At 36.2% G+C, this 19,371-nt stretch carries 16 protein-coding genes and 1 other annotated feature; of the genes, 15 read left to right on the forward strand and 1 reads right to left on the reverse strand.

What is annotated here, in order from left to right; all coding sequences use genetic code 11:
• Window positions 1–26: 26 nt before the first annotated feature.
• The 6 genes from cls to DW761_RS17355 all read left to right on the forward strand — a co-directional run bounded on the left by cls (window position 27) and on the right by DW761_RS17355 (window position 6,758).
• A complete protein-coding gene (cls, locus tag DW761_RS17330) occupies window positions 27–1,562 on the forward strand; it encodes a cardiolipin synthase (protein ID WP_117453928.1) in 1,536 nt (511 codons plus the stop codon).
• Window positions 1,563–1,672: 110 nt separating this feature from the next.
• Window positions 1,673–2,530, forward strand: a complete 858-nt coding sequence (locus tag DW761_RS17335) for a patatin-like phospholipase family protein (RefSeq protein ID WP_117518895.1) — start codon at window positions 1,673–1,675, stop codon at window positions 2,528–2,530.
• A 67-nt stretch (window positions 2,531–2,597) separates the two neighbouring features.
• Entirely contained in the window at window positions 2,598–3,077 is a 480-nt protein-coding gene (locus tag DW761_RS17340) for a nucleoside-diphosphate kinase (RefSeq protein ID WP_117518905.1), read from the forward strand.
• An 84-nt stretch (window positions 3,078–3,161) separates the two neighbouring features.
• Window positions 3,162–3,548 (forward strand): BlaI/MecI/CopY family transcriptional regulator, encoded by a 387-nt coding sequence (locus DW761_RS17345; protein WP_233513124.1) that lies wholly within the window; start codon window positions 3,162–3,164, stop codon window positions 3,546–3,548.
• Window positions 3,541–5,385 carry a M56 family metallopeptidase gene (locus tag DW761_RS17350; RefSeq protein ID WP_158553841.1) on the forward strand — a complete coding sequence of 615 codons (1,845 nt, stop codon included), beginning with the start codon at window positions 3,541–3,543 and terminating at the stop codon, window positions 5,383–5,385. The genes DW761_RS17345 and DW761_RS17350 overlap by 8 nt, the downstream gene beginning before the upstream one ends.
• Window positions 5,386–5,441: 56 nt before the next feature.
• The gene (locus tag DW761_RS17355) at window positions 5,442–6,758 is read left to right on the forward strand and encodes a replication-associated recombination protein A (RefSeq protein WP_117518897.1); all 1,317 of its coding nucleotides are present in this window, start codon (window positions 5,442–5,444) and stop codon (window positions 6,756–6,758) included.
• A gap of 13 nt (window positions 6,759–6,771) precedes the next feature.
• Here the strand turns inward: DW761_RS17355 and DW761_RS17360 are convergent, their stop codons facing one another.
• Window positions 6,772–7,704, reverse strand: a complete 933-nt coding sequence (locus DW761_RS17360; RefSeq protein WP_117518898.1) for a YwqG family protein — start codon at window positions 7,702–7,704, stop codon at window positions 6,772–6,774.
• A 100-nt stretch (window positions 7,705–7,804) separates the two neighbouring features.
• Window positions 7,805–8,049, forward strand: a binding site (T-box leader).
• A 35-nt stretch (window positions 8,050–8,084) separates the two neighbouring features.
• On the opposite strand from DW761_RS17360, the gene DW761_RS17365 reads away from it, so the two are divergent.
• The 9 genes from DW761_RS17365 to DW761_RS17405 all read left to right on the forward strand — a co-directional run bounded on the left by DW761_RS17365 (window position 8,085) and on the right by DW761_RS17405 (window position 19,188).
• Window positions 8,085–8,747 carry a 5-methyltetrahydrofolate--homocysteine methyltransferase gene (locus DW761_RS17365; protein WP_117518899.1) on the forward strand — a complete coding sequence of 221 codons (663 nt, stop codon included), beginning with the start codon at window positions 8,085–8,087 and terminating at the stop codon, window positions 8,745–8,747.
• Window positions 8,737–11,079, forward strand: a complete 2,343-nt coding sequence (locus DW761_RS17370; protein ID WP_233513125.1) for a homocysteine S-methyltransferase family protein — start codon at window positions 8,737–8,739, stop codon at window positions 11,077–11,079. Before DW761_RS17365 ends, DW761_RS17370 begins: the two co-directional genes overlap by 11 nt.
• Entirely contained in the window at window positions 11,073–12,830 is a 1,758-nt protein-coding gene (locus DW761_RS17375; RefSeq protein ID WP_117518900.1) for a bifunctional homocysteine S-methyltransferase/methylenetetrahydrofolate reductase, read from the forward strand. Before DW761_RS17370 ends, DW761_RS17375 begins: the two co-directional genes overlap by 7 nt.
• Before the next feature lie 76 nt (window positions 12,831–12,906).
• Window positions 12,907–13,458: a hypothetical protein gene (locus DW761_RS17380; protein WP_117453936.1), complete on the forward strand. Its 552-nt coding sequence runs from the start codon at window positions 12,907–12,909 to the stop codon at window positions 13,456–13,458.
• 177 nt (window positions 13,459–13,635) lie between these two features.
• Entirely contained in the window at window positions 13,636–14,478 is an 843-nt protein-coding gene (gene licT, locus DW761_RS17385) for a BglG family transcription antiterminator LicT (protein ID WP_117453937.1), read from the forward strand.
• A gap of 128 nt (window positions 14,479–14,606) precedes the next feature.
• Window positions 14,607–16,511, forward strand: a complete 1,905-nt coding sequence (locus DW761_RS17390) for a beta-glucoside-specific PTS transporter subunit IIABC (RefSeq protein WP_117453938.1) — start codon at window positions 14,607–14,609, stop codon at window positions 16,509–16,511.
• 10 nt (window positions 16,512–16,521) lie between these two features.
• Window positions 16,522–17,949 carry a 6-phospho-beta-glucosidase gene (locus tag DW761_RS17395; protein WP_117453939.1) on the forward strand — a complete coding sequence of 476 codons (1,428 nt, stop codon included), beginning with the start codon at window positions 16,522–16,524 and terminating at the stop codon, window positions 17,947–17,949.
• Window positions 17,950–18,180: 231 nt separating this feature from the next.
• Complete coding sequence (locus DW761_RS17400) at window positions 18,181–18,630, forward strand: C-GCAxxG-C-C family protein (RefSeq protein WP_117453940.1); 450 nt, start codon at window positions 18,181–18,183, stop codon at window positions 18,628–18,630.
• 15 nt (window positions 18,631–18,645) lie between these two features.
• Complete coding sequence (locus DW761_RS17405) at window positions 18,646–19,188, forward strand: DJ-1 family glyoxalase III (RefSeq protein WP_117453941.1); 543 nt, start codon at window positions 18,646–18,648, stop codon at window positions 19,186–19,188.
• Window positions 19,189–19,371 lie beyond the last annotated feature (183 nt).

The following is a 19,371-nucleotide window of genomic DNA, read 5'->3' on the forward strand; positions in this document are numbered from 1 at the left end:
TTGTTTTTTAAGAAAGGAGGGAACATATGAGGAAAGTATTATCCGTTCTTAAAAACAAAATATTTATTGTGACAGTATTAATATTGATTCAGCTTGCCGTATTTTTAGGTATTATATTTCAACTGAGTGAATATTTCGTTTGGATTTATTTCATATTAATTGCGTTAAGCTTTTGTATGAGTGTATATATCATTAATAAGAATGAAAATCCTACATATAAGCTTGCCTGGGTATTGTTGATCATGGCATTTCCAGTCTTTGGCGGATTGATTTATTTATTATTTGGTGGTCAAAAAGTTCCAAAAGAATTACGTAAACGTGACATGGAATCAGCGGAAACGGTTCAGGAAATCATTTGGCAGAATCAACAAATCATGGATGATCTTGAATTAGAAGATCCAATTGCACATAAACAGGCAAATTATATTTGGAAAAATGCTTGTTTCCCTATTCATAAACATACAGAAACGACATTCTTTCCAGTAGGAGAAGATAAATTCGAGGCAATGATTGAAGAGTTGAAGAAAGCAGAGAAATTTATTTTCTTAGAATATTTTATCATTGCGCCAGGATTGATGTGGGATACGGTACTAGATATCTTGATTGAAAAGGTGAAACAAGGCGTAGATGTCAGAGTATTATATGATGATGCAGGTTGTATTACAACCTTATCCCAAGATTATTATAAAGTATTAAACCGGCTTGGCATCAAAGCAAAAGTATTTAATCCAATTCGCCCGATGCTTGCGATGCAAATGAACAATCGTGACCATAGAAAAATACTGGTTATCGATGGAAAAGTCGGTATGACAGGTGGAATAAATCTTGCTGATGAATACATCAATAAGAAAGAACGGTTTGGACATTGGAAGGATTGCAGTGTTATGCTGAAAGGTGAAGCTGTATGGAATCTGACATTAATGTTTTTACAATTCTGGAATTATGATGAAAAAATAAAAGATGATGTATTCAACTTTAAACCATCTTTCCAAGAATTTTTAGAAATTGAAAATGATGGCTTTGTACAGCCATATAGCGATTCACCAACAGATGATGAAAATGTTGGGGAGTACACACATATCAATATGATCAACAGTGCTACAAAATATGTATATGCGACAACACCGTATCTTGTCATTGATAACGAAATGAAAACAACATTAATGCTGGCAGCAAAGAATGGTATTGATGTTAGAATATTGACACCACATATTCCAGATAAGTGGTATGTATTTGAAGTCACAAGATCCAATTATCGTGATTTAATAGAAGCAGGTGTTAAAATTTATGAATATACTCCTGGCTTTGTACATAGTAAAACATTTGTTGTGGATGATAAAATGGCCATTGTTGGGACAGTGAATATGGACTATCGTTCTTATTATTTACATTATGAATGTGGTGTATGGTTCTATAAGAGCAAGGTTGTTATGGATGTAAAAAAAGATTATATGAAAACATTAGAGATGAGTCATGAAGTTACATTGGAAGAATGCCGATCTGTAAAACTTCCAATTCGTATTATGCGAGCCTTTTTGAATTTATTCTCTCCAATGATGTAAAAAGAGCTGAAAAAGCTCTTTTTTATGCCTTTTTTCGTGAAAAAGCTTGATGATTTCTTTACCTTTTTGAATGAAAATAGTATAATAATAATCTATGAGGTGTATATAAGATGAGTAAAAAGATTGGTTTGATTTGTGAAGGCGGAGGAACAAAAGCAGCATATACCTGCGGTGTTTTGAAGTGTTTTTTAGATGAGCATATCGATTTTCCATACACAGCTGGAATCAGTGCAGGCGCAGAAGTATTGTTGCCTTTTGTTTCCAAACAAAAAGAAAGATTAAGAATTACCGGAGTTGATGCCGCAAGTGATCCACATGCCATTGGTGTCTATCCTTTATTACACGAACGTGGTGTGTTTGGCATACGCCATGTATGTAACTTTATTGAAAAACATGCACCATTAGATTATGAAGCATTTATGAAAAACCCTACACAATTGGATATCGGTGTATACAACATGGATACCAATGAAGTAGAATATTATGCAAAAGAATTCTTCGATAATGAAGAGCAGCTGTTAATGCAGGCATCTTGTTCTTTATTTTTATTGACTAGACCTGTGAAATTCCGTGGACATACGTATATGGATGCAGGATTGGTTGACATGATACCAATTGAACAAAGTATTCGTCAGGGAATGGAAAAGCATGTTTTTATTTCTACTAAGGAAGAAAACTATGTGCGTAAAGCTGCACCAGGCTGGCAGATACAATTAGCAAAATTGATGTATCCAGGCAACAAGCAGATTCGTGAAAATTTGAAGATTCGCCATATCAATTATCAAAAGCAATGGGGCATTGTACAATCTTTGGAAAAAGAGGGAAAAGCGCTGGTTCTTCGTCCTAGTGCAGATTATGGTGTCACACGTTATACACATGATAAAGATTTATTACAAAGATGGTTTGATTTAGGATATGAAGATACAAAAAATCGTTTACCAATGATTAAAGAATTTATGGAAAAGTAGGCTTTCTTATGCAGAAAGCTTTTCTTTTTGTATAAAGTGGGTATAATGAGCAAGAGGAGTGATAATGATGAAACAGAAAACTTTTATGATGTTGAAACCTGATGCATTTACAAACCAGTATGAGGAAATACTGAAGGATTTGATAGCACATGGCCTTAAAATAGAAAAACAGGTGAAATTAGAAGTAGATATGGATGTTATGAAAACCTTATTGGATCATTATAAGGGTGTTATCGATTCTATGAAAAAAGCGTTTGATTTCCCGGGAAAATTATTCAATTCCTTTTACTATGATGGACCTCATTACATTATGCCAATGATGATAACGTATGAAGGGAATCAGGATATTATTGAATATACACGGGCACTTGTTGGTAAGACAAATCCAAAGGATGCTGGGAAAGATACGATTCGTGGTAAATACAGCCATGATGATTATGAGCAGGCAACAAAACAATGGCGCTTAGTAAATAATGTCATTCACGCAAGTGATTCCCATGAGAGTGCAGAAAGAGAACTTGCGATTTGGCGTAAATATTTTGAATAAGACATCTGTTGTGTCTTTTTCTTTACATTGCTAGTCTATCGTGATAGACTGAAGATAGAAAGGGTGTCTATAATAATAGACTATATGGCACAGAAAATGGAGAAAGCAATTTTACATGACAGGGAATATGATTTTGTCAGTATTATTTGGGAAGTAGAACCAATTGCTTCTGGGGAGTTAACCAAAATATGTGAGAAACGTTTAGGCTGGAAACGAACAACCACGTATACGGTATTAAAAAAACTATGTGATAAAGGAATATTACAGAATCAAAATACGATTGTGACTTCCTGTTTGAAGAAGCAACAGGTACAACGATATGAAAGCAAACGATTGATAGAACGTATGTTTGATAATTCTTTACCAGCTTTTATCGCATCTTTTATGGATCATCGTAAATTAACGAAAGAAGAAGCAGAGCAATTAAAAGAAATGATTGCTGCTTATGAAGATGGTGATGATCATGACTGAGGTGTTTCAATTTTTGATCAAACAAAGTATTTCTATCAGTTATGTCATCATATTTGTGATGATCGTACGTTTCATATTAAAACGTTTTCCTAAAAAATATGCCTATGCTTTATGGATCATTGTGGCAATTCCATTATTGATTCCATGGCATATAGAAAGTGAATTTACATTACATCCTAAAATGGAAACAACTATGACAGAAATGTTAATAGCCCCTTCCATTGCAAAGGATACAGAAGATAGCACGGATATGGTAAATAATAATAGAAAACCTGTGGATGAAACTATGCCTTATATCACAAAGAAAGCACAGGAGGAACCATTATGGAAAATCATTAGTATCTATATCTGGGCGATTGGTATATTGACATTGTTTATAAAAAATGGCATGGCGTATGTACACTTAAAAAAACGCCTTGCTTCATCTATCGTGAGGGAACCTGGTATTTATCAAAGTGATGTTTCAGGAACTCCTTTTGTATTTGGCATCCTGCATCCAGCTATATATTTACCTGCGGATATTTCTGATCAAGAAGCAAAATATATCATTCTTCATGAACAGATGCATATCAAACGAAAAGATTATCTCATGAAAATATTCGCATATTGTCTAACTGTGATGTATTGGTTTCATCCATTGGTATGGCTTGCTTATATATTGATGGGGAAAGATATGGAGATGTCTTGTGATGAGGCAGTTATCAATAAATATCAGATACAGAAAAAAGCCTATGCGCAAACGTTATTATCTTTTGCATGTGAGAAATCACAGATACAAAATAGTGTTGTCTGTTTTGGGGAAGGAAATATAAAAGAGCGTATCAAAAACGTTTTAAAATTAAAAAAAATGAAAGTATGGCTATCGATTGTCTTGATTTTCATCATAATTGCAATCGGTATTGGACTATGGACAACACCAAAACAAAAGGATAAGCAGTGGACAAGACAGGATGAACATTATGTTAGTGATATTTATCAAGAACGTATGACACCTTTCGATCAATGGGTATCGAAATTAGATTATGGAGATACATTTAGCTATGAGCATTGTGAGCTTTCTGATAAAGATGGCATGGGACAACAGCAACTATTGATTACCATGAATACAACACAGGATCTTTCCTATGAACATTTCTTTACTTTACAAGAGGAAGGTCTTAAGCAGAACGCTGCCGCCATATTGGCATTGCAACAACCGGTGCATCAAGTTATTTATCATTTGAAACATGATAATCAGGAATTGATGAAGATATATACGAAAAACAGTGAAGATATAGAACTTGAAGATGTTGATACATATCAAAAGATATATGATGAAGAATTACAAGCAATGAATCAAAAGCTGACAGAACAAGAGCTGCAGCAACAAAAAGAACTGTTTCAATCTTTATCAGCTTTTGTGCCAGAAAAATATTTGGCACAAATGAATACAGCGAAAATAGAAACAGTGGATAATGTAAAGTTTTATATGTTTGGTAATTATGCAAGTACACAAGATAAGAATGGTAGTTATACGTATCGATATAATATACAAATACATTCCAACGATATGGAAATAAAGCATTTTGTATTTAAAAATTATGAAATATCTTCAGAATCTACAGGAAACAAGCTATCTGATCAACAGGCGCAACAGCTTGTGGATAACTTTGTGAAAACTTATCGTAAAGATGCATCACAGTTATCTTTTCAAAAAGAGGCCATCTCTACACAGCATATTTATGATCCAGGACATGTAGAAAGCTGGGTAGCTCATCCAAAGCAAGATGTCACATTTGTCATTATGGTAGATGTAGATAAAGGTCAGATTATAGAAGCAAGTTTTGAAAGAGAATAGAAGGCGTATTATGCCTTCTTTTTCATGATATAATAAAGGGGAAAGCAGGTGATCTTATGCAACAGGAATCTTTATTTGAAGATAAAAGTGATACTCCTTTAGCAAGCCGTTTACGCCCCATGAGTTTAGATAAATTTGTTGGTCAAAAGCATTTGATTGGAAAAGGTAAAGTATTGTATCGACTGATTGAAGCAGATCGTATATCTTCTTTAATATTCTGGGGTCCACCTGGGGTAGGAAAAACAACCCTTGCGATGATTATCGCTCATCAGACAAAGGCCCACTTTATTAATTTTTCTGCGGTTACCAGTGGTGTAAAAGAAATCAAAGAAGTCATGAAGGAAGCGGAAGTAAGCCGTCGTTTAGGAGAAAAGACCATTGTTTTCGTAGATGAAATCCATCGTTTTAATAAGGCACAACAGGATGCTTTTCTTCCTTATGTGGAGAAAGGCAGTATCATTTTGATTGGTGCGACAACCGAAAATCCAAGCTTTGAGATCAATGGAGCGTTGTTATCCCGTTGTAAGGTATTTGTTTTACAACCTCTTACAAGAGAAGATCTTGTGGAGCTGCTTCAAAATGCCATACATGATGAATTTGGATTTAAAGATGATCATGTTCATATAGATGATGATATGTTGTATATGATTGCCGGATTTGCGAATGGCGATGCCAGAACAGCTTTGAATACCTTAGAAATGATCGTACTCAACAGTGAACAAAAAGAAGATGGTATTTATGTCACTAAAGAAATCATGGAACAATGTATCAATCAAAAAAGTCTGTTGTATGATAAAAAAGGGGAGGAGCATTATAATATCATTTCCGCTTTGCATAAAAGCATGCGTAATTCAGATGTACAGGCATCGATTTATTGGCTTGCCAGAATGTTAGAAGCAGGGGAGGATCCTTTATATGTCGCAAGAAGAATCGTACGCTTTGCCAGTGAAGATATAGGTATGGCAGATAGCCGTGCTTTAGAAATCTGTATTGCGGCTTATCAGGCATGTCATTATTTGGGGATGCCAGAATGCAGTGTGCATTTAACACATGCTGTTACTTATTGTGCACTTGCGCCAAAATCCAACGCTTTATATATGGCATATGAAGCTGCGAAAAAAGATGCTTTACAAACAATCGCAGAACCAGTACCTTTACAAATCCGTAATGCGCCAACCAAATTGATGGCTGATTTACATTATGGAGAAGGGTATCAATATGCGCATGATTATGATGATAAAATCACAAATATGAAGTGTTTGCCAGATGCTTTATTACATGCAATCTATTATGAACCAACCATGCAGGGAAGTGAACAAAAGGTAACTCAACGCATGAAACAGATCGAGGAATTAAGAAAACACCATAAATAAAACATGGGACTTTTTAAAAACAGTCCCATGTATAATATACATCAGAGAAATCATGATTTATTAAATCTTCGTGGTTGATCATAAAGACAGCACAGCCACCATCCGCAAACATAAAATGATCACTTAAATCAGGTTGAAACAACGCCAGTACTTCATCATAAACCAATGCATCCAGCTCACTTCTAGGATCTCCTTGCATATAATAAGGATGCCCACTCATACGACTTGGCGTATAGCCAAGGGTATCATAAACCGCACTGCTTAAATAAACACTTGCCGGGTTGGAATCTAAATCTTTATGATATAATTTTTGATATGTTGATGCCATGATATCACTAAAATCTTCCATTTCAGGAATGGTCGGATATGACTTTTCTTCAATCTTGATTTTAATACAGGTATCCATTGGCTGTAATGGGAATTCTTCATCATTTTCAATCTTTGGCGGTGATTGAAGCTTTGTTTCATCTGTTTCTATATCATCAAAATAAATCACACGGAATGATTCATCATTGCTGGGATTTTCATAATGATACCCATACATATTGGCGCCATGACTTCCCGATATATAAATTTGCAAAATACCATGATCAGGAAAACGATCGTTCTTCGGGAATTGGGAGAAATTGAATTGTGCCAGCATGATTAACGGCTGATCCTCCATACCAGCTTCTCGATCATAGGGATAATCAAAATCAGGTGGTAAATATGGTGTACCACCAATCTTTGTATCATAAACATTAGCATTTCCATCTTCTGCCATCATGATATAGGCAGTTTCTTTTTCTGAATTCTTCAACATCTCTAAGCCTACTTGTTTTCCCTGTTCTTCAGCTATGGAAATATCTTCTTTTGTTAGTTCTTTTTGTGCTGGCGGTTCTTGTTTTTTTGAACAGCTTGTCAATAATAAACTAACAGCGATCATCCATAAGAGTTTCTTTTTCATGTTCCCTCATCACCTTTCATTATTTATTATATCAGAAAAATTCTTTATAAAAATATCTTTTTATTGACGTAAGATAGGTGGCATGGTAAAATAAGGCAAATTAAAGATGATGAAAAGAAGAGTACGATACATAAACCTTCAAAGAGAGTTTCCAGCTTGGTGAAAGGAAATAAGGAGCGTGTATGGGAAGATGGTCTTGGAGTTGCATGGTTGAACATATAGTAGATCATGACGTGATGTCACGTTACAGGCAAAGGTATAACCTGCTATGCAGGCGTACTTATGAAGATTTCAATTGTGAGATTGAGATAAAATTAGGTGGTAACACGAGCTTTCGTCCTATGGATGAAAGCTTTTTTTGTAAAGAAAGGAAGATGAGCATGGAAAGATTGATGCCGGATATTCCATTTGATGAGGTATTACATTATCTTGGATGTAAAGAAGCAGATGAACATTTAACAAATCAGATACAGACACAAATCAAACGTGTCAAAGAACTAGCAAAGCCAAAGGTGGTGTATCATATCTCTACGATACATGGATATGATAATGATTTGAAAATACCATTACATGGCAAAGATATCAGAGAATTATTGAAAACCTGTGATCAGGTGATCTTTATGGCTGCCACTCTTGGAACTGCAATCGATGTGGAAACAAAACGTTTATCCTTAAAAGATATGGGAGATATGCTGGTATTTGATGCGGTATGTAATGCAGGTATTGAAGCATTCGCAAATGATTTTCAGGAAGAACTGGCACAGAAATATGCTAAGCAGCATCGTTATTTAACCGATCGTTTTTCCTGTGGCTATGGAGATTTACGCATCGATATACAGAAAACCTTCTGTGAACGTCTGGATACCAAACGTAAAATCGGTTTGTTTGTGAATGAATCTTCCTTATTGATCCCGCTAAAATCCATTACTGCGATGATAGGGATATCAGATAAAAAGCAGGAAAAGCGCATCAGTGGCTGTGCATACTGTGATTTAAAAGATACATGTGAGTTAAGAAAGAGAGGGAATCGTTGTGGAGCGTAATGTAATATATTTAGATGGTGGCATGGGTACCCAGCTACAGGCGAATGGTTTAAAACCAGGAGAATTACCAGAAGCATTTATGTTTGAACATGAAGAACTGCTTATGAAGCTTCATAGAAATTATATTGAAAGTGGCGCCCAGATTATTTATGCTAATACCTTTGGCGCAAATCGTAAGAAACTTGAAAAATGTCCATATAGTGTAGAAGAAGTGATTATGAAGGCTGTTGAGCTTGCGAAAAAGGCCGCAAATGGAAAGGCCAGAGTTGCTCTTGATCTTGGACCTATTGGAGAGCTGTTAGAGCCAAATGGCTATTTAAGCTTTGAAGAAGCGTATGATATCTTTAAACAACAAATTATCGCAGGAGTAAAGGCAGGTGTAGATCTGGTTGTTTTTGAAACAATGAGTGATCTGATGGAAATTAAAGCGGCGATACTTGCCGCAAAAGAAAACAGTGATATGGAAATCTTTGTGACAATGAGTTTTGAACATGATGGAAGAACATTTACCGGATGTAGTGTGGAAAGCTTTGGAATTACTGCCACAAGACTTGGCGTAGATGCCCTTGGCATCAACTGTTCCTTAGGACCAGCCGAAATATTGCCAATTGCCAGACGATTAGCTAAGGTGACACCCCTTCCTTTAATCATTAAAGCAAATGCAGGACTGCCAGATCCTATGAGCAATACGTATGATATGGATGCACAAAGCTTTGCAAGTCAGATGAAAGCTTATGAAGAACTGCCTGTTCGCTATGTGGGAGGATGTTGTGGCACAACACCAGCCTTTATTAAGGCACTAACAGAAACACTTGTTTCTACCTGCTCCGAAAGTTTATATGAAGAAGCAGGCTACACCTGTTCACCTACAAAATGCCTGAAACTAGATGATGTGCATGTGATTGGAGAACGTATCAATCCTACAGGAAATAAGCGAATGAAAGAGGCTTTGCGCCATCAGAATATGGATGAAATTTTATCCATTGCGATGGAAGAAGTAGAAGGTGGCGCTGATATTTTAGATGTTAACGTAGGATTGCCTGGTATCGATGAAAAAAGCATGATGGTAAAAGTCATCAAAGAATTACAGACGGTAATTGATGTTCCTTTACAGATTGATACAACGAATACAGAAGTCATGGAAGCAGCATTACGGATTTATAATGGTATCCCTATCGTAAATTCTTGTAATGGGGAAGAAGCCAATATGCAGGCAATCTTGCCACTCATAAAAAAATATGGCGCCAATGTCATCGGTTTGACACTGGATGAAAAAGGTATTCCAGAAACAAAAGAAAAACGTTTAGAAATTGGAAAGCGCATCACTGCATGTGCACAAGCCTATGGAATTGAAAAACAACGTGTGTTTTTAGATTGTTTAACACTAACAGTATCCGCCCAACAGGATCAGGCAAAACAAACATTACAGACATTAACTGCTATTCGCAAAGAACTGGGTGTACAAAGCGTACTCGGTGTCAGTAACATCTCCTTTGGGCTGCCGCAGCGTAGTATATTAAACCAGCATTTTCTAACGATGGCACTATCCGCAGGCTTAACAATGCCAATCATCAATCCTAATCAAAAAGTAATGATGGACGCAATCCGCGCGTATCGTGTATTATCCGGATTAGATAAAGACTGCATGGCGTATGTTGAGGCGTATGCCAATATGAGCAATCAACCAGTAACACAAACATTGAATAAAGAAGTCACACTTGTGGAGGCGGTATGCAAAGGATTGAAAGATGAAACACGTCAATTGACCATCGAAGCATTAAAAGAAAAAGAACCATTGGATATCGTTAATGAACAATTGATTCCGGCTTTGGATATCGTTGGGGAACGCTATGAGAAAAAAGAAATCTATCTGCCAGGACTGATCAATGCGGCAACTGCCAGTCAGTGTGCATTTGAAGAAATACGAAAAAGTATTTTAAAAAGCGGTGCTGAAAGTATTTCCAAAGGAAAGATTATACTTGCGACTGTCAAAGGAGATGTCCATGATATCGGTAAAAATATCGTAAAAGTAGTATTAGAAAACTATGGCTTTACAGTCATTGACTTAGGCAAGGATGTACCAGTTGAAACAATTGTGGAAACTGCCATTCAGGAAAATGTTTATCTGATTGGATTAAGTGCATTGATGACGACAACATTAGCATCCATGGAGGCAACCATCCAGGCACTACATGACGCAAAACATCCATGTAAGATTATGGTAGGCGGTGCTGTTGTCAGTGAAGAATATGCGAAAAAAATCCATGCGGATTATTACGCAAAAGACGCAAAACAAAGCGCAGACATCGCAAAGGAGGTATTCCAATGTTAGATATCAAAGAACCCTTCTTATTTGATGGCGCATTTGGGACATATTATGCTTCTTTATATGATGAAGATATGCCATGTGAACTAGCGAATATACAATATCCCTCACGAGTCTTACAGATTCATCGGGAATATTGTGAAGCAGGTGCCAATGCCATAAAAACCAATACTTTTTCTGCCAATGCCCAAAACCTTGATTGTACGAAGGAAGAACTTGAAAACATCATTCATCAGGGATATCTACTCGCAAAAGACATTGGTGAAGAATACCAGGTAGAAGTATTTGCGGATATCGGCCCAATGGCCCAGCAGAAAGGAATGGATCTTTTTAAGGAATATCAGGCAATCGTGGATATCTTTTTATCTTTAGGGGCCAACCGTTTTCTGTTTGAAACCTTTTATAATGATATCGCCTTAAAAGAAATCTGCGCCTATATCAAAGAAAAAAGTCCACAAAGCTATATCATCACAAGCTTTGCGTTAAGTGGGGATGGCTATACTAGACAGGGAATCAGTGGAGAAAAACTATTGATGGAAATGGACACATGTCCTTATGTAGATGCGATTGGCATGAACTGTATCTGTGGTCCAATGCATTTAGATCGCATTCTTCAGGGATTATCCATCAAGCATCATAAAATCAGTGTCATGCCAAATTCGGGATATCCAACCATTCTGCATAATCGTACCTTTTTTAGGGATAATTCAACCTATTATGCCAACGCAATGATGCAGATCATTACCCATGGCGCCAGTATCATTGGCGGATGTTGCGGTACGACACCGGCTTATATTAAAGCTATTCGTAAACAGTTGAAAATACAAAGTCCTAAAGTAGAATCAAGCACAAAAGAAATAAAAAATGATAAAAAAGAAATCATAGACCATGATCCTTTTCATCAGAAAATCAAACGAGGAGAAAAAATAATTGCAGTTGAATTTGACCCGCCAAATCATTGTGATATCGAGCATTTCATGGATAATGCCGCCTATTTGAAGCAGGCAGGTGTAGATGCATTAACCATTGCGGATTGCCCTGTGGCACGTGCAAGGGTTGACAGCTCTTTACTGGCTTGTAAACTACATCGTGAAATGGGAATGCATGTCATACCACATATGACCTGTCGTGATCGTAACATCAATGCGACGAAGGCTTTGCTGTTTGGTCTACAAATCGAAGGTGTGCATAATGTATTGGTTGTAACTGGTGATCCAATCCCTGCTGAAGATCGTAAACAGGTCAAAGGGGTATTCAATTTCAATTCTCAGCTTTTGGCTGGCTTTATCAACGATTTAAATCAAACTACCTTTCCACAGCCATTCTTAATTTGTGGCGCATTAAATATCAATGCAGTCAACTTTAAGGCAGAACTGGAAAAAGCCAGAAAGAAAGAAAAACAAGGCGTTACTGCCTTTATGAGTCAGCCGGTATTATCGAAACAGGCCTATGAAAACTTAAAGCTGGCAAAACAAGCATTATCATCTAAAATCTTTGGTGGTATTATTCCTATCGTATCCCATCGTAATGCAGTATATATGAATAATGAAATATCCGGTATCGATGTAGATCAGGAAATCATTGATCTGTATGTGGATAAAGATCGCACACAAGCAAGTGAACTTGCGGTTACAATATCCTGTGAAATCGCAGAAAAAATTTATGATCTGGTGGATGGATTTTATTTGATTACACCATTTAATCGTGTAGATATTATAGGTAGTATTGTTGCCCATATTCAATCACTGTCTAATTAATTAATACAAATGAAGCATTCATCTGGTAAATGAGTCCTGTTCGGTGTATGATGGTAGGCAGATGGAGGTAGTACCAATGAAAACATTAGTAGAATTTGTGAAGTTATTAGAAGGTGAATTTGATAATCGTGAACAGTTTCAAGACAAACAACAGAAAAAAGATATCAATTTTCCATTCGCCCAACACCGTAATACAGTGATCAATGCAAACATTAAGCATTTACCAGTAGCATTTGAAGGCATCTTCCTTTTAGAAGAAAGCAATTACGCTAGCAATGGAAAAAGCCATGCATCACCTCATCTATTTCTATTTGAAGAGGTAGAAGAAGGTATAAAATTAACTTCTTATGAAATGCCATCCGGCTATGATGCATCTACTTTTACATATGAGCATTTATCCTCTTTGAATTATGAGGAATTAAAGGTTTCATCTAAGTTTACACCAGCTCTTTATCAATATCATGATGGTGTTTGGGAAGGTGGCAGTGAAAGTATGTTTACACCAGTTTTAAAATTCACATTACATGAAACTTTCTCAGCTGATCGATTAGAAGTATCTGAATCCATGGAGATGAATGGAAAGCGTACTTTTGGATTTGATGATCCGATTATTTACAAAAGAAAGTAAAAAACCTGATTGACAAGGGGAAAAACTAGTGTTAGAATAACCTTGCAAATAGGATAGTTATTGTTTAAATACAAGCTCGACCTGTTATATCTGAAAATGTTTATATAGTGATCTTTTGATGATTCATTATATCGTTTGATAGATTGACAGGTTTTTTTGTGGAGATGAGGTGGAAAGATGTATACATATAAAAAACGTCTAAATAACAATGTAGTAGTTGCATTAGATGAACAGGGACAGGAACAAATCTTAACCGGCAGAGGGATTGGCTTTCAGGTAGAAGCAGGAACACCTGTAGATGATCAAAAGATAGAAAAAGTCTTTACTCTAAAGGATACCACAGCAAACAAACGCTTACAGGAGCTGTTTCAAACCATACCTGTGGAGCATGTGGAAATCGCAGAAGAAATTATATCTTATGCGAAAATTCACATTGATAATCCATTAAATGAGAATGTCATCGTTTCCTTATGTGATCATATTTATATGGCAGTAGAACGTAAGAAACAGGATATTGAAGTAAAGAATGTTATGCTTTGGGATATTCAAAAGTTTTACCGTGATGAATATCAAGTAGGAAAATACGCTGTCAAATTGATTGAAGAACGCTTTCATGTTCAATTAAATGATGATGAAGCAGGCTTTATCGCATTGCATATTGTGAATGCACAATTGGATATGCATACTAAATCCGTAAAAGAAATTACAAAAGTCATGCAGGAAATTGAAACCATCGTGCGTATGACATTTTCTATTGAATTAGATGAAGATTCCGTCTACTATTATCGCTTTATCACCCATTTGAAATTCTTTGCACAGCGCTTGTTTTCGGGAAAAAGCTATGAAGGACAGGATGTGGACAACATGTTGGAGCTTGTCCAAAGCAAGTATCCCAAAGCATGTGTCTGTGTACAGAAAATTGCTCATTTCCTAAAACAAAAATATGGCTATACATTAAGTGATGAAGAAATTCTGTATTTAAGCATTCACATCTCACGTATTGTGCAGGTATCAAAGTAGGAAACTACTGATATATAGATATAAAAAGGAGGCATCAAAGCGGTATACAAACAAACTTGATACATTCATAAAGGATAGTTACATTCAGTTGGCTTGACCTTCAACAATAAAAAATGGAGGAAAAGAAAATGAAAAAATATCAAGAACTAGCAAAAGAAATCGTCAAACAAGTGGGAGGAAAAGACAATGTTATTAGTTTAACCCACTGTATCACACGTCTGCGTTTTAAATTAAAAGATGAAAACATCGCAAATGATGAAGTCATCAAAGGTATGGATGGTGTTGTGACCGTAATGAAAAGCGGTGGGCAATATCAAATCGTTATTGGAAATCAGGTAGCGAATGTTTATGAAGAAGTCATGCCTTTACTAAATCTTCAAAACAGTGAGCCTGTACATGCGAAAAAACAAAAGCCATTAGATCAATTCATCGATATCATATCTGGTATCTTCCAGCCAATTTTAGGCTTAATGGCCGCATGTGGAATGGTCAAGGGCTTTAATACCTTATTTGTTGTCATGGGATTATATCCTGATACCTGTGGCGGCTATATGATTTTAAATGCGATTGGCGATGGATTATTTACCTTTTTACCTGTATTTTTAGGATATACATCAGCGAAAAAATTCGGCTTAAAACCAATGGTAGGTTTAGCCGTTGGCGCAATCATGTGTTATCCAGCCATTCAAAGCTCTATGATTTCAAATGGAATGGAGCCATTATACACAATGTTTGAAGGAACAATGTTTGCATCACCTGTCTATATTGATTTCTTTGGCATTCCTGTAATCTCTATGGATTATACATCCACGGTTATACCCGTAATCTTTATCGTATATTTTGCCAGCAAATGTGAAAAGCTGTTTAGTAAAATTGTGCCTGATCTGGTGAAATTCTTCTTTGTGCCAATGTTGACATTGATGATCTCTTTACCAGTTGGCTTCTTGTTGATTGGACCAGTCGCAACTTTTGGTTCTAAACTGATTGCGGAAACAGTAATCGCTATTCGCGATTTCTCTCCACTTTTAGCTGGTGGCATTGTTGGCTTAACATGGCAGATTTTAGTAATCTTTGGATTACACTGGGGCTTTATTCCTGTATATATCAATAATATTGTGACATATGGATTTGATAATGTAATGATGCCATTCTTCGCATGTACCTTTGCGACTTCAGCTGTTGTAGCGGCTATCTTTATCAAAACCAAAAATAAAAAACTAAAAGAAATGTGTCTGCCTAACTTTATCTCTGGTATCTTTGGTGTCACAGAACCAGCCATCTATGGTATCCTGGTGCCATTAAAGAAACCATTTGTAATCAGTTGTATCGCTGGGGGCATCGGTGGTGCATTTTATGGAGCCTTCAATTTTAGAAAATTTATGATGGGTGGCATGGGAATCTTTGAATTTCCTGCAATGATTGCCCCAGATGGTTCTATTGATAATCTGATTGTTGCCATTACAGGTGTTATCATTACCATGATCATAGCCTTTGTGATGACGATGATAAGTTTTAAGGATAAAGAAGAAACAGAAAAGCCAGATACAAACACCGAAACAAAAGAAGAAAACCTGATTCAGAAAGATGATATCATCAGCCCGATAAGTGGAACACTAATGAAACTTGAAGATGTACAAGATGGTGCATTTTCAACAGGTGCATTAGGAAAAGGAGCCGCAATCCTGCCTGAAGAAGGTATGGTATATGCACCAGTAAATGGCGTAGTAACAACCCTTTTTCCAACCCTGCATGCGATTGGTATCACCAGTGATGAAGGAGTAGAGGTATTAATTCACATTGGATTAGATACGGTTCAATTACATGGAGAAGGATTTGAAGCATTTGTGAAACAGGGAGATCATATTGAAAAAGGTCAAAAACTAATTCAATTTGATATGGAGGCCATTACAAAAGCTGGTTATTGTATTGAAACGCCAATTGTTATTACCAACAGCGCAAACTTTATGGATGTATTACCAGAAAATAAAGAAACCATTATGCATGGGGAAAACCTAATGCATATCATTCGTTAGTAGGTGTAGTATGGGATTTCCAGATAACTTCTTATGGGGTGGCGCAACGGCTGCCAACCAATGTGAAGGTGGATATCAAGAAGATGGCAGAGGACTTGCCAATGTGGATATCTGCCCAAGTGGACCAGATCGAAGTAAGATCATCGCTGGACATATTGAGCATTTATCATGTGATAAAAACCATCACTATCCATCGCATCATGGAATCGATTTATATCACCATTATCAGGAGGATATTGCTTTATTTGCAAAACTTGGTTTTAAAGTATATCGCATGAGTATTGCTTGGACCAGAATTTATCCAAAGGGGGATGAAGATATTCCCAATGAGGCAGGCTTACAGTTTTATGAAAACATCTTTCGCTTATGTCAGCATTATGGCATAGAACCTTTAGTAACTATTACTCATTTTGATTGTCCTATTCATCTTATAAAGACCATTGGTGGATGGCGAAGCAGAGAAATGATTGACCATTATTTAAAATTATGTAAAACATTATTTGATAGATATCAGGGACTTGTACATAACTGGCTTACCTTTAATGAAATAAATATGATTTTACATGCACCTTTTATGGGTGCTGGACTGGTATTTCAAAAAGAAGAAAATGAAACAGCCATTAAATATCAGGCGGCCCACCATGAACTCGTTGCAAGTGCACTTGCAACAAAACTAGCACATGAAATAGATCCAAACAATCAAATTGGATGTATGTTTGCGGCAGGCAGTGCTTATCCATACAGTTGTAAACCGGAAGATGTCTTTAAGGCAATGCAGGTAGATCGAGAGAATTATTTCTTCATTGATGTACAATCACGTGGTGCTTATCCAGCCTATGCCATTAAGCAACTACAACGGAAAAACTGTATGCCGAAAATGGAACCTGAAGATACACAGATTCTAAAAGAGTATACCGTAGATTTTGTGGCGTTCTCCTACTATAATAGCCGCTGTATTGCGGCATCCTTAGATAAAAACAATATGGCAGAAGGAAATCTATTTGCATCCGCAAAAAATCCTTATCTGACATTTAGCAAGTGGGGATGGCCAATCGATCCATTAGGCTTTCGCATTACGTTAAATCAAGTATATGATCGCTATCAAAAACCATTGTTTGTCGTGGAAAACGGATTGGGTACCATAGATGAAACAGATGAACATGGCTATGTAGAAGATGATGAACGTATCCAATACTTACGCAATCACATACAGGCCATGAAAGATGCCATTGAGGAAGATGGTGTAGAATTACTTGGTTATACCTGCTGGGGTCCAATTGACTTAGTAAGTGCCAGCAGTGGAGAAATGAAAAAACGTTATGGTTTTATATATGTGGACGTGGATGATATGGGAAAAGGAAGTTATCGACGGACAAAGAAAAAATCATTTGCCTGGTATCAAAAAGTCATTGCCAGCAATGGGGAAGATTTAGCTTAGAGGAACATGTTTCCTCTTTTTTTGACCTGTGACATGTTATCTATCGATAATATGGATATCCTGATTTTTTTCTTCAATATCTGTTTATGGATATGAAATATCATAAAGTTTTTTATAAAAGATTTCTAAATATCATAAGTATTAGCGTTTGTTATCTATCTATCAGAAAATATAATTTTTCATACCATTTTAAATGTGTTACAATGCAAAAAGAAATGGAGGCAGACACAAATGAAATCAAGAGTTGAAGATGCATTAAATCGTCATAAAAACGGGTATAACTGTTGTCAGTCTGTCGTTTGTACCTATGCAGATTTATTAGGAATGGATGAAAAAACAGCATTTCGTGTAAGTGAAGCATTTGGACTTGGTATTGCGAAACGTTATGAAATGTGTGGTTCTGTATGTGGCATGATGATGTTGGCAGGATTGGAAAACAGTGATGGAGAATTAAAAAATCCAAAAACCAAACAGTCCACATTTACCTTAGGGCATGATATGTGCAGAGTATTTGAAGAATGGAATAGTAGTTGTGAATGCAATGTATTACGTGGAAGTGATGGTGTTACAGATCGTATCAGAAGCTGTCGAGGCTGTGTTGCGGATTGTGCACGTATTGTGGAATATATGTTGTTTCCAAATACATTTGAACCATATAAACCTAGAGATCCAAAGGAATAAAAGGAGGAAAAATAAATGAAAGTTTGTGTATTTTTAGCAGAAGGATTTGAAGAAATAGAAGCTATAGGAACATTTGCGATTCTTAGAAGAGGTGGCGTGGATGTAGACCTATATGCTGTAGAATCAGATGATAAAACAGGTCGATTTGGCATGACTTGTACAAATTTAAAACCATTAGCAGAATTTAATGCTAATGACTATCAGGCAATTGTATTACCAGGAGGACCTGGATTTAAAGTATTAGAAGCAAATGAAACTGTGAAAGCCGCAATCAAAACATTTGATGCAGAAGATAAATTGGTATGTGCAATCTGTGCAGGACCAACAGTACTTGGCAGACTTGGATATTTAAAGGGCAAAAAATATACATGCTTCACTGCCATGAACGACGATTTTGGTGGAGATTATCAATATCAGTATGTTGTGAAAGATGGTCACTTCATCACTGGTAGAAGTGCTGCAGCGACAATTGATTTTGGATTTGCGATATTGGAAGCTTTATGTGGAAAGAAACAGGCAGATGCCGTAAAAGAAGAAATTTATTACGAAAATAAATAGTATTACTTTTACAACCCTCGTTATGTATGTAACGGGGGATTTTTATACTTTTCGATAGTAAAAATCATGATTTTTTTTAAGTTTTAGTATTAGTTTGATATAATTAAAGTGAAAAAATATTAAAAAAATGATGTCAAGCAAAAATGAAAATGTCTTAAAAATAATTAAACATTAGCACCGGAT

Source organism: Absiella sp. AM29-15, from assembly GCF_003434225.1.
In the GTDB taxonomy this organism is placed as follows: Bacteria; Bacillota_I; Bacilli_A; order Erysipelotrichales; family Erysipelotrichaceae; genus Hoskinsella; species Hoskinsella hominis.

Coding starts and splice junctions, on each gene's coding strand:
- DW761_RS17395 (WP_117453939.1), top strand. CDS start 16,522: ATGGGATTTCCAGATAACTTCTTATGGGGTGGCGCAACGGCTGCCAAC.
- DW761_RS17365 (WP_117518899.1), top strand. CDS start 8,085: ATGGAAAGATTGATGCCGGATATTCCATTTGATGAGGTATTACATTAT.
- DW761_RS17400 (WP_117453940.1), top strand. CDS start 18,181: ATGAAATCAAGAGTTGAAGATGCATTAAATCGTCATAAAAACGGGTAT.
- DW761_RS17375 (WP_117518900.1), top strand. CDS start 11,073: ATGTTAGATATCAAAGAACCCTTCTTATTTGATGGCGCATTTGGGACA.
- cls (WP_117453928.1), top strand. CDS start 27: ATGAGGAAAGTATTATCCGTTCTTAAAAACAAAATATTTATTGTGACA.
- DW761_RS17340 (WP_117518905.1), top strand. CDS start 2,598: ATGAAACAGAAAACTTTTATGATGTTGAAACCTGATGCATTTACAAAC.
- DW761_RS17390 (WP_117453938.1), top strand. CDS start 14,607: ATGAAAAAATATCAAGAACTAGCAAAAGAAATCGTCAAACAAGTGGGA.
- DW761_RS17345 (WP_233513124.1), top strand. CDS start 3,162: ATGGCACAGAAAATGGAGAAAGCAATTTTACATGACAGGGAATATGAT.
- DW761_RS17335 (WP_117518895.1), top strand. CDS start 1,673: ATGAGTAAAAAGATTGGTTTGATTTGTGAAGGCGGAGGAACAAAAGCA.
- DW761_RS17405 (WP_117453941.1), top strand. CDS start 18,646: ATGAAAGTTTGTGTATTTTTAGCAGAAGGATTTGAAGAAATAGAAGCT.
- DW761_RS17350 (WP_158553841.1), top strand. CDS start 3,541: ATGACTGAGGTGTTTCAATTTTTGATCAAACAAAGTATTTCTATCAGT.
- licT (WP_117453937.1), top strand. CDS start 13,636: ATGTATACATATAAAAAACGTCTAAATAACAATGTAGTAGTTGCATTA.
- DW761_RS17355 (WP_117518897.1), top strand. CDS start 5,442: ATGCAACAGGAATCTTTATTTGAAGATAAAAGTGATACTCCTTTAGCA.
- DW761_RS17380 (WP_117453936.1), top strand. CDS start 12,907: ATGAAAACATTAGTAGAATTTGTGAAGTTATTAGAAGGTGAATTTGAT.
- DW761_RS17360 (WP_117518898.1), bottom strand. CDS start 7,704: ATGAAAAAGAAACTCTTATGGATGATCGCTGTTAGTTTATTATTGACA.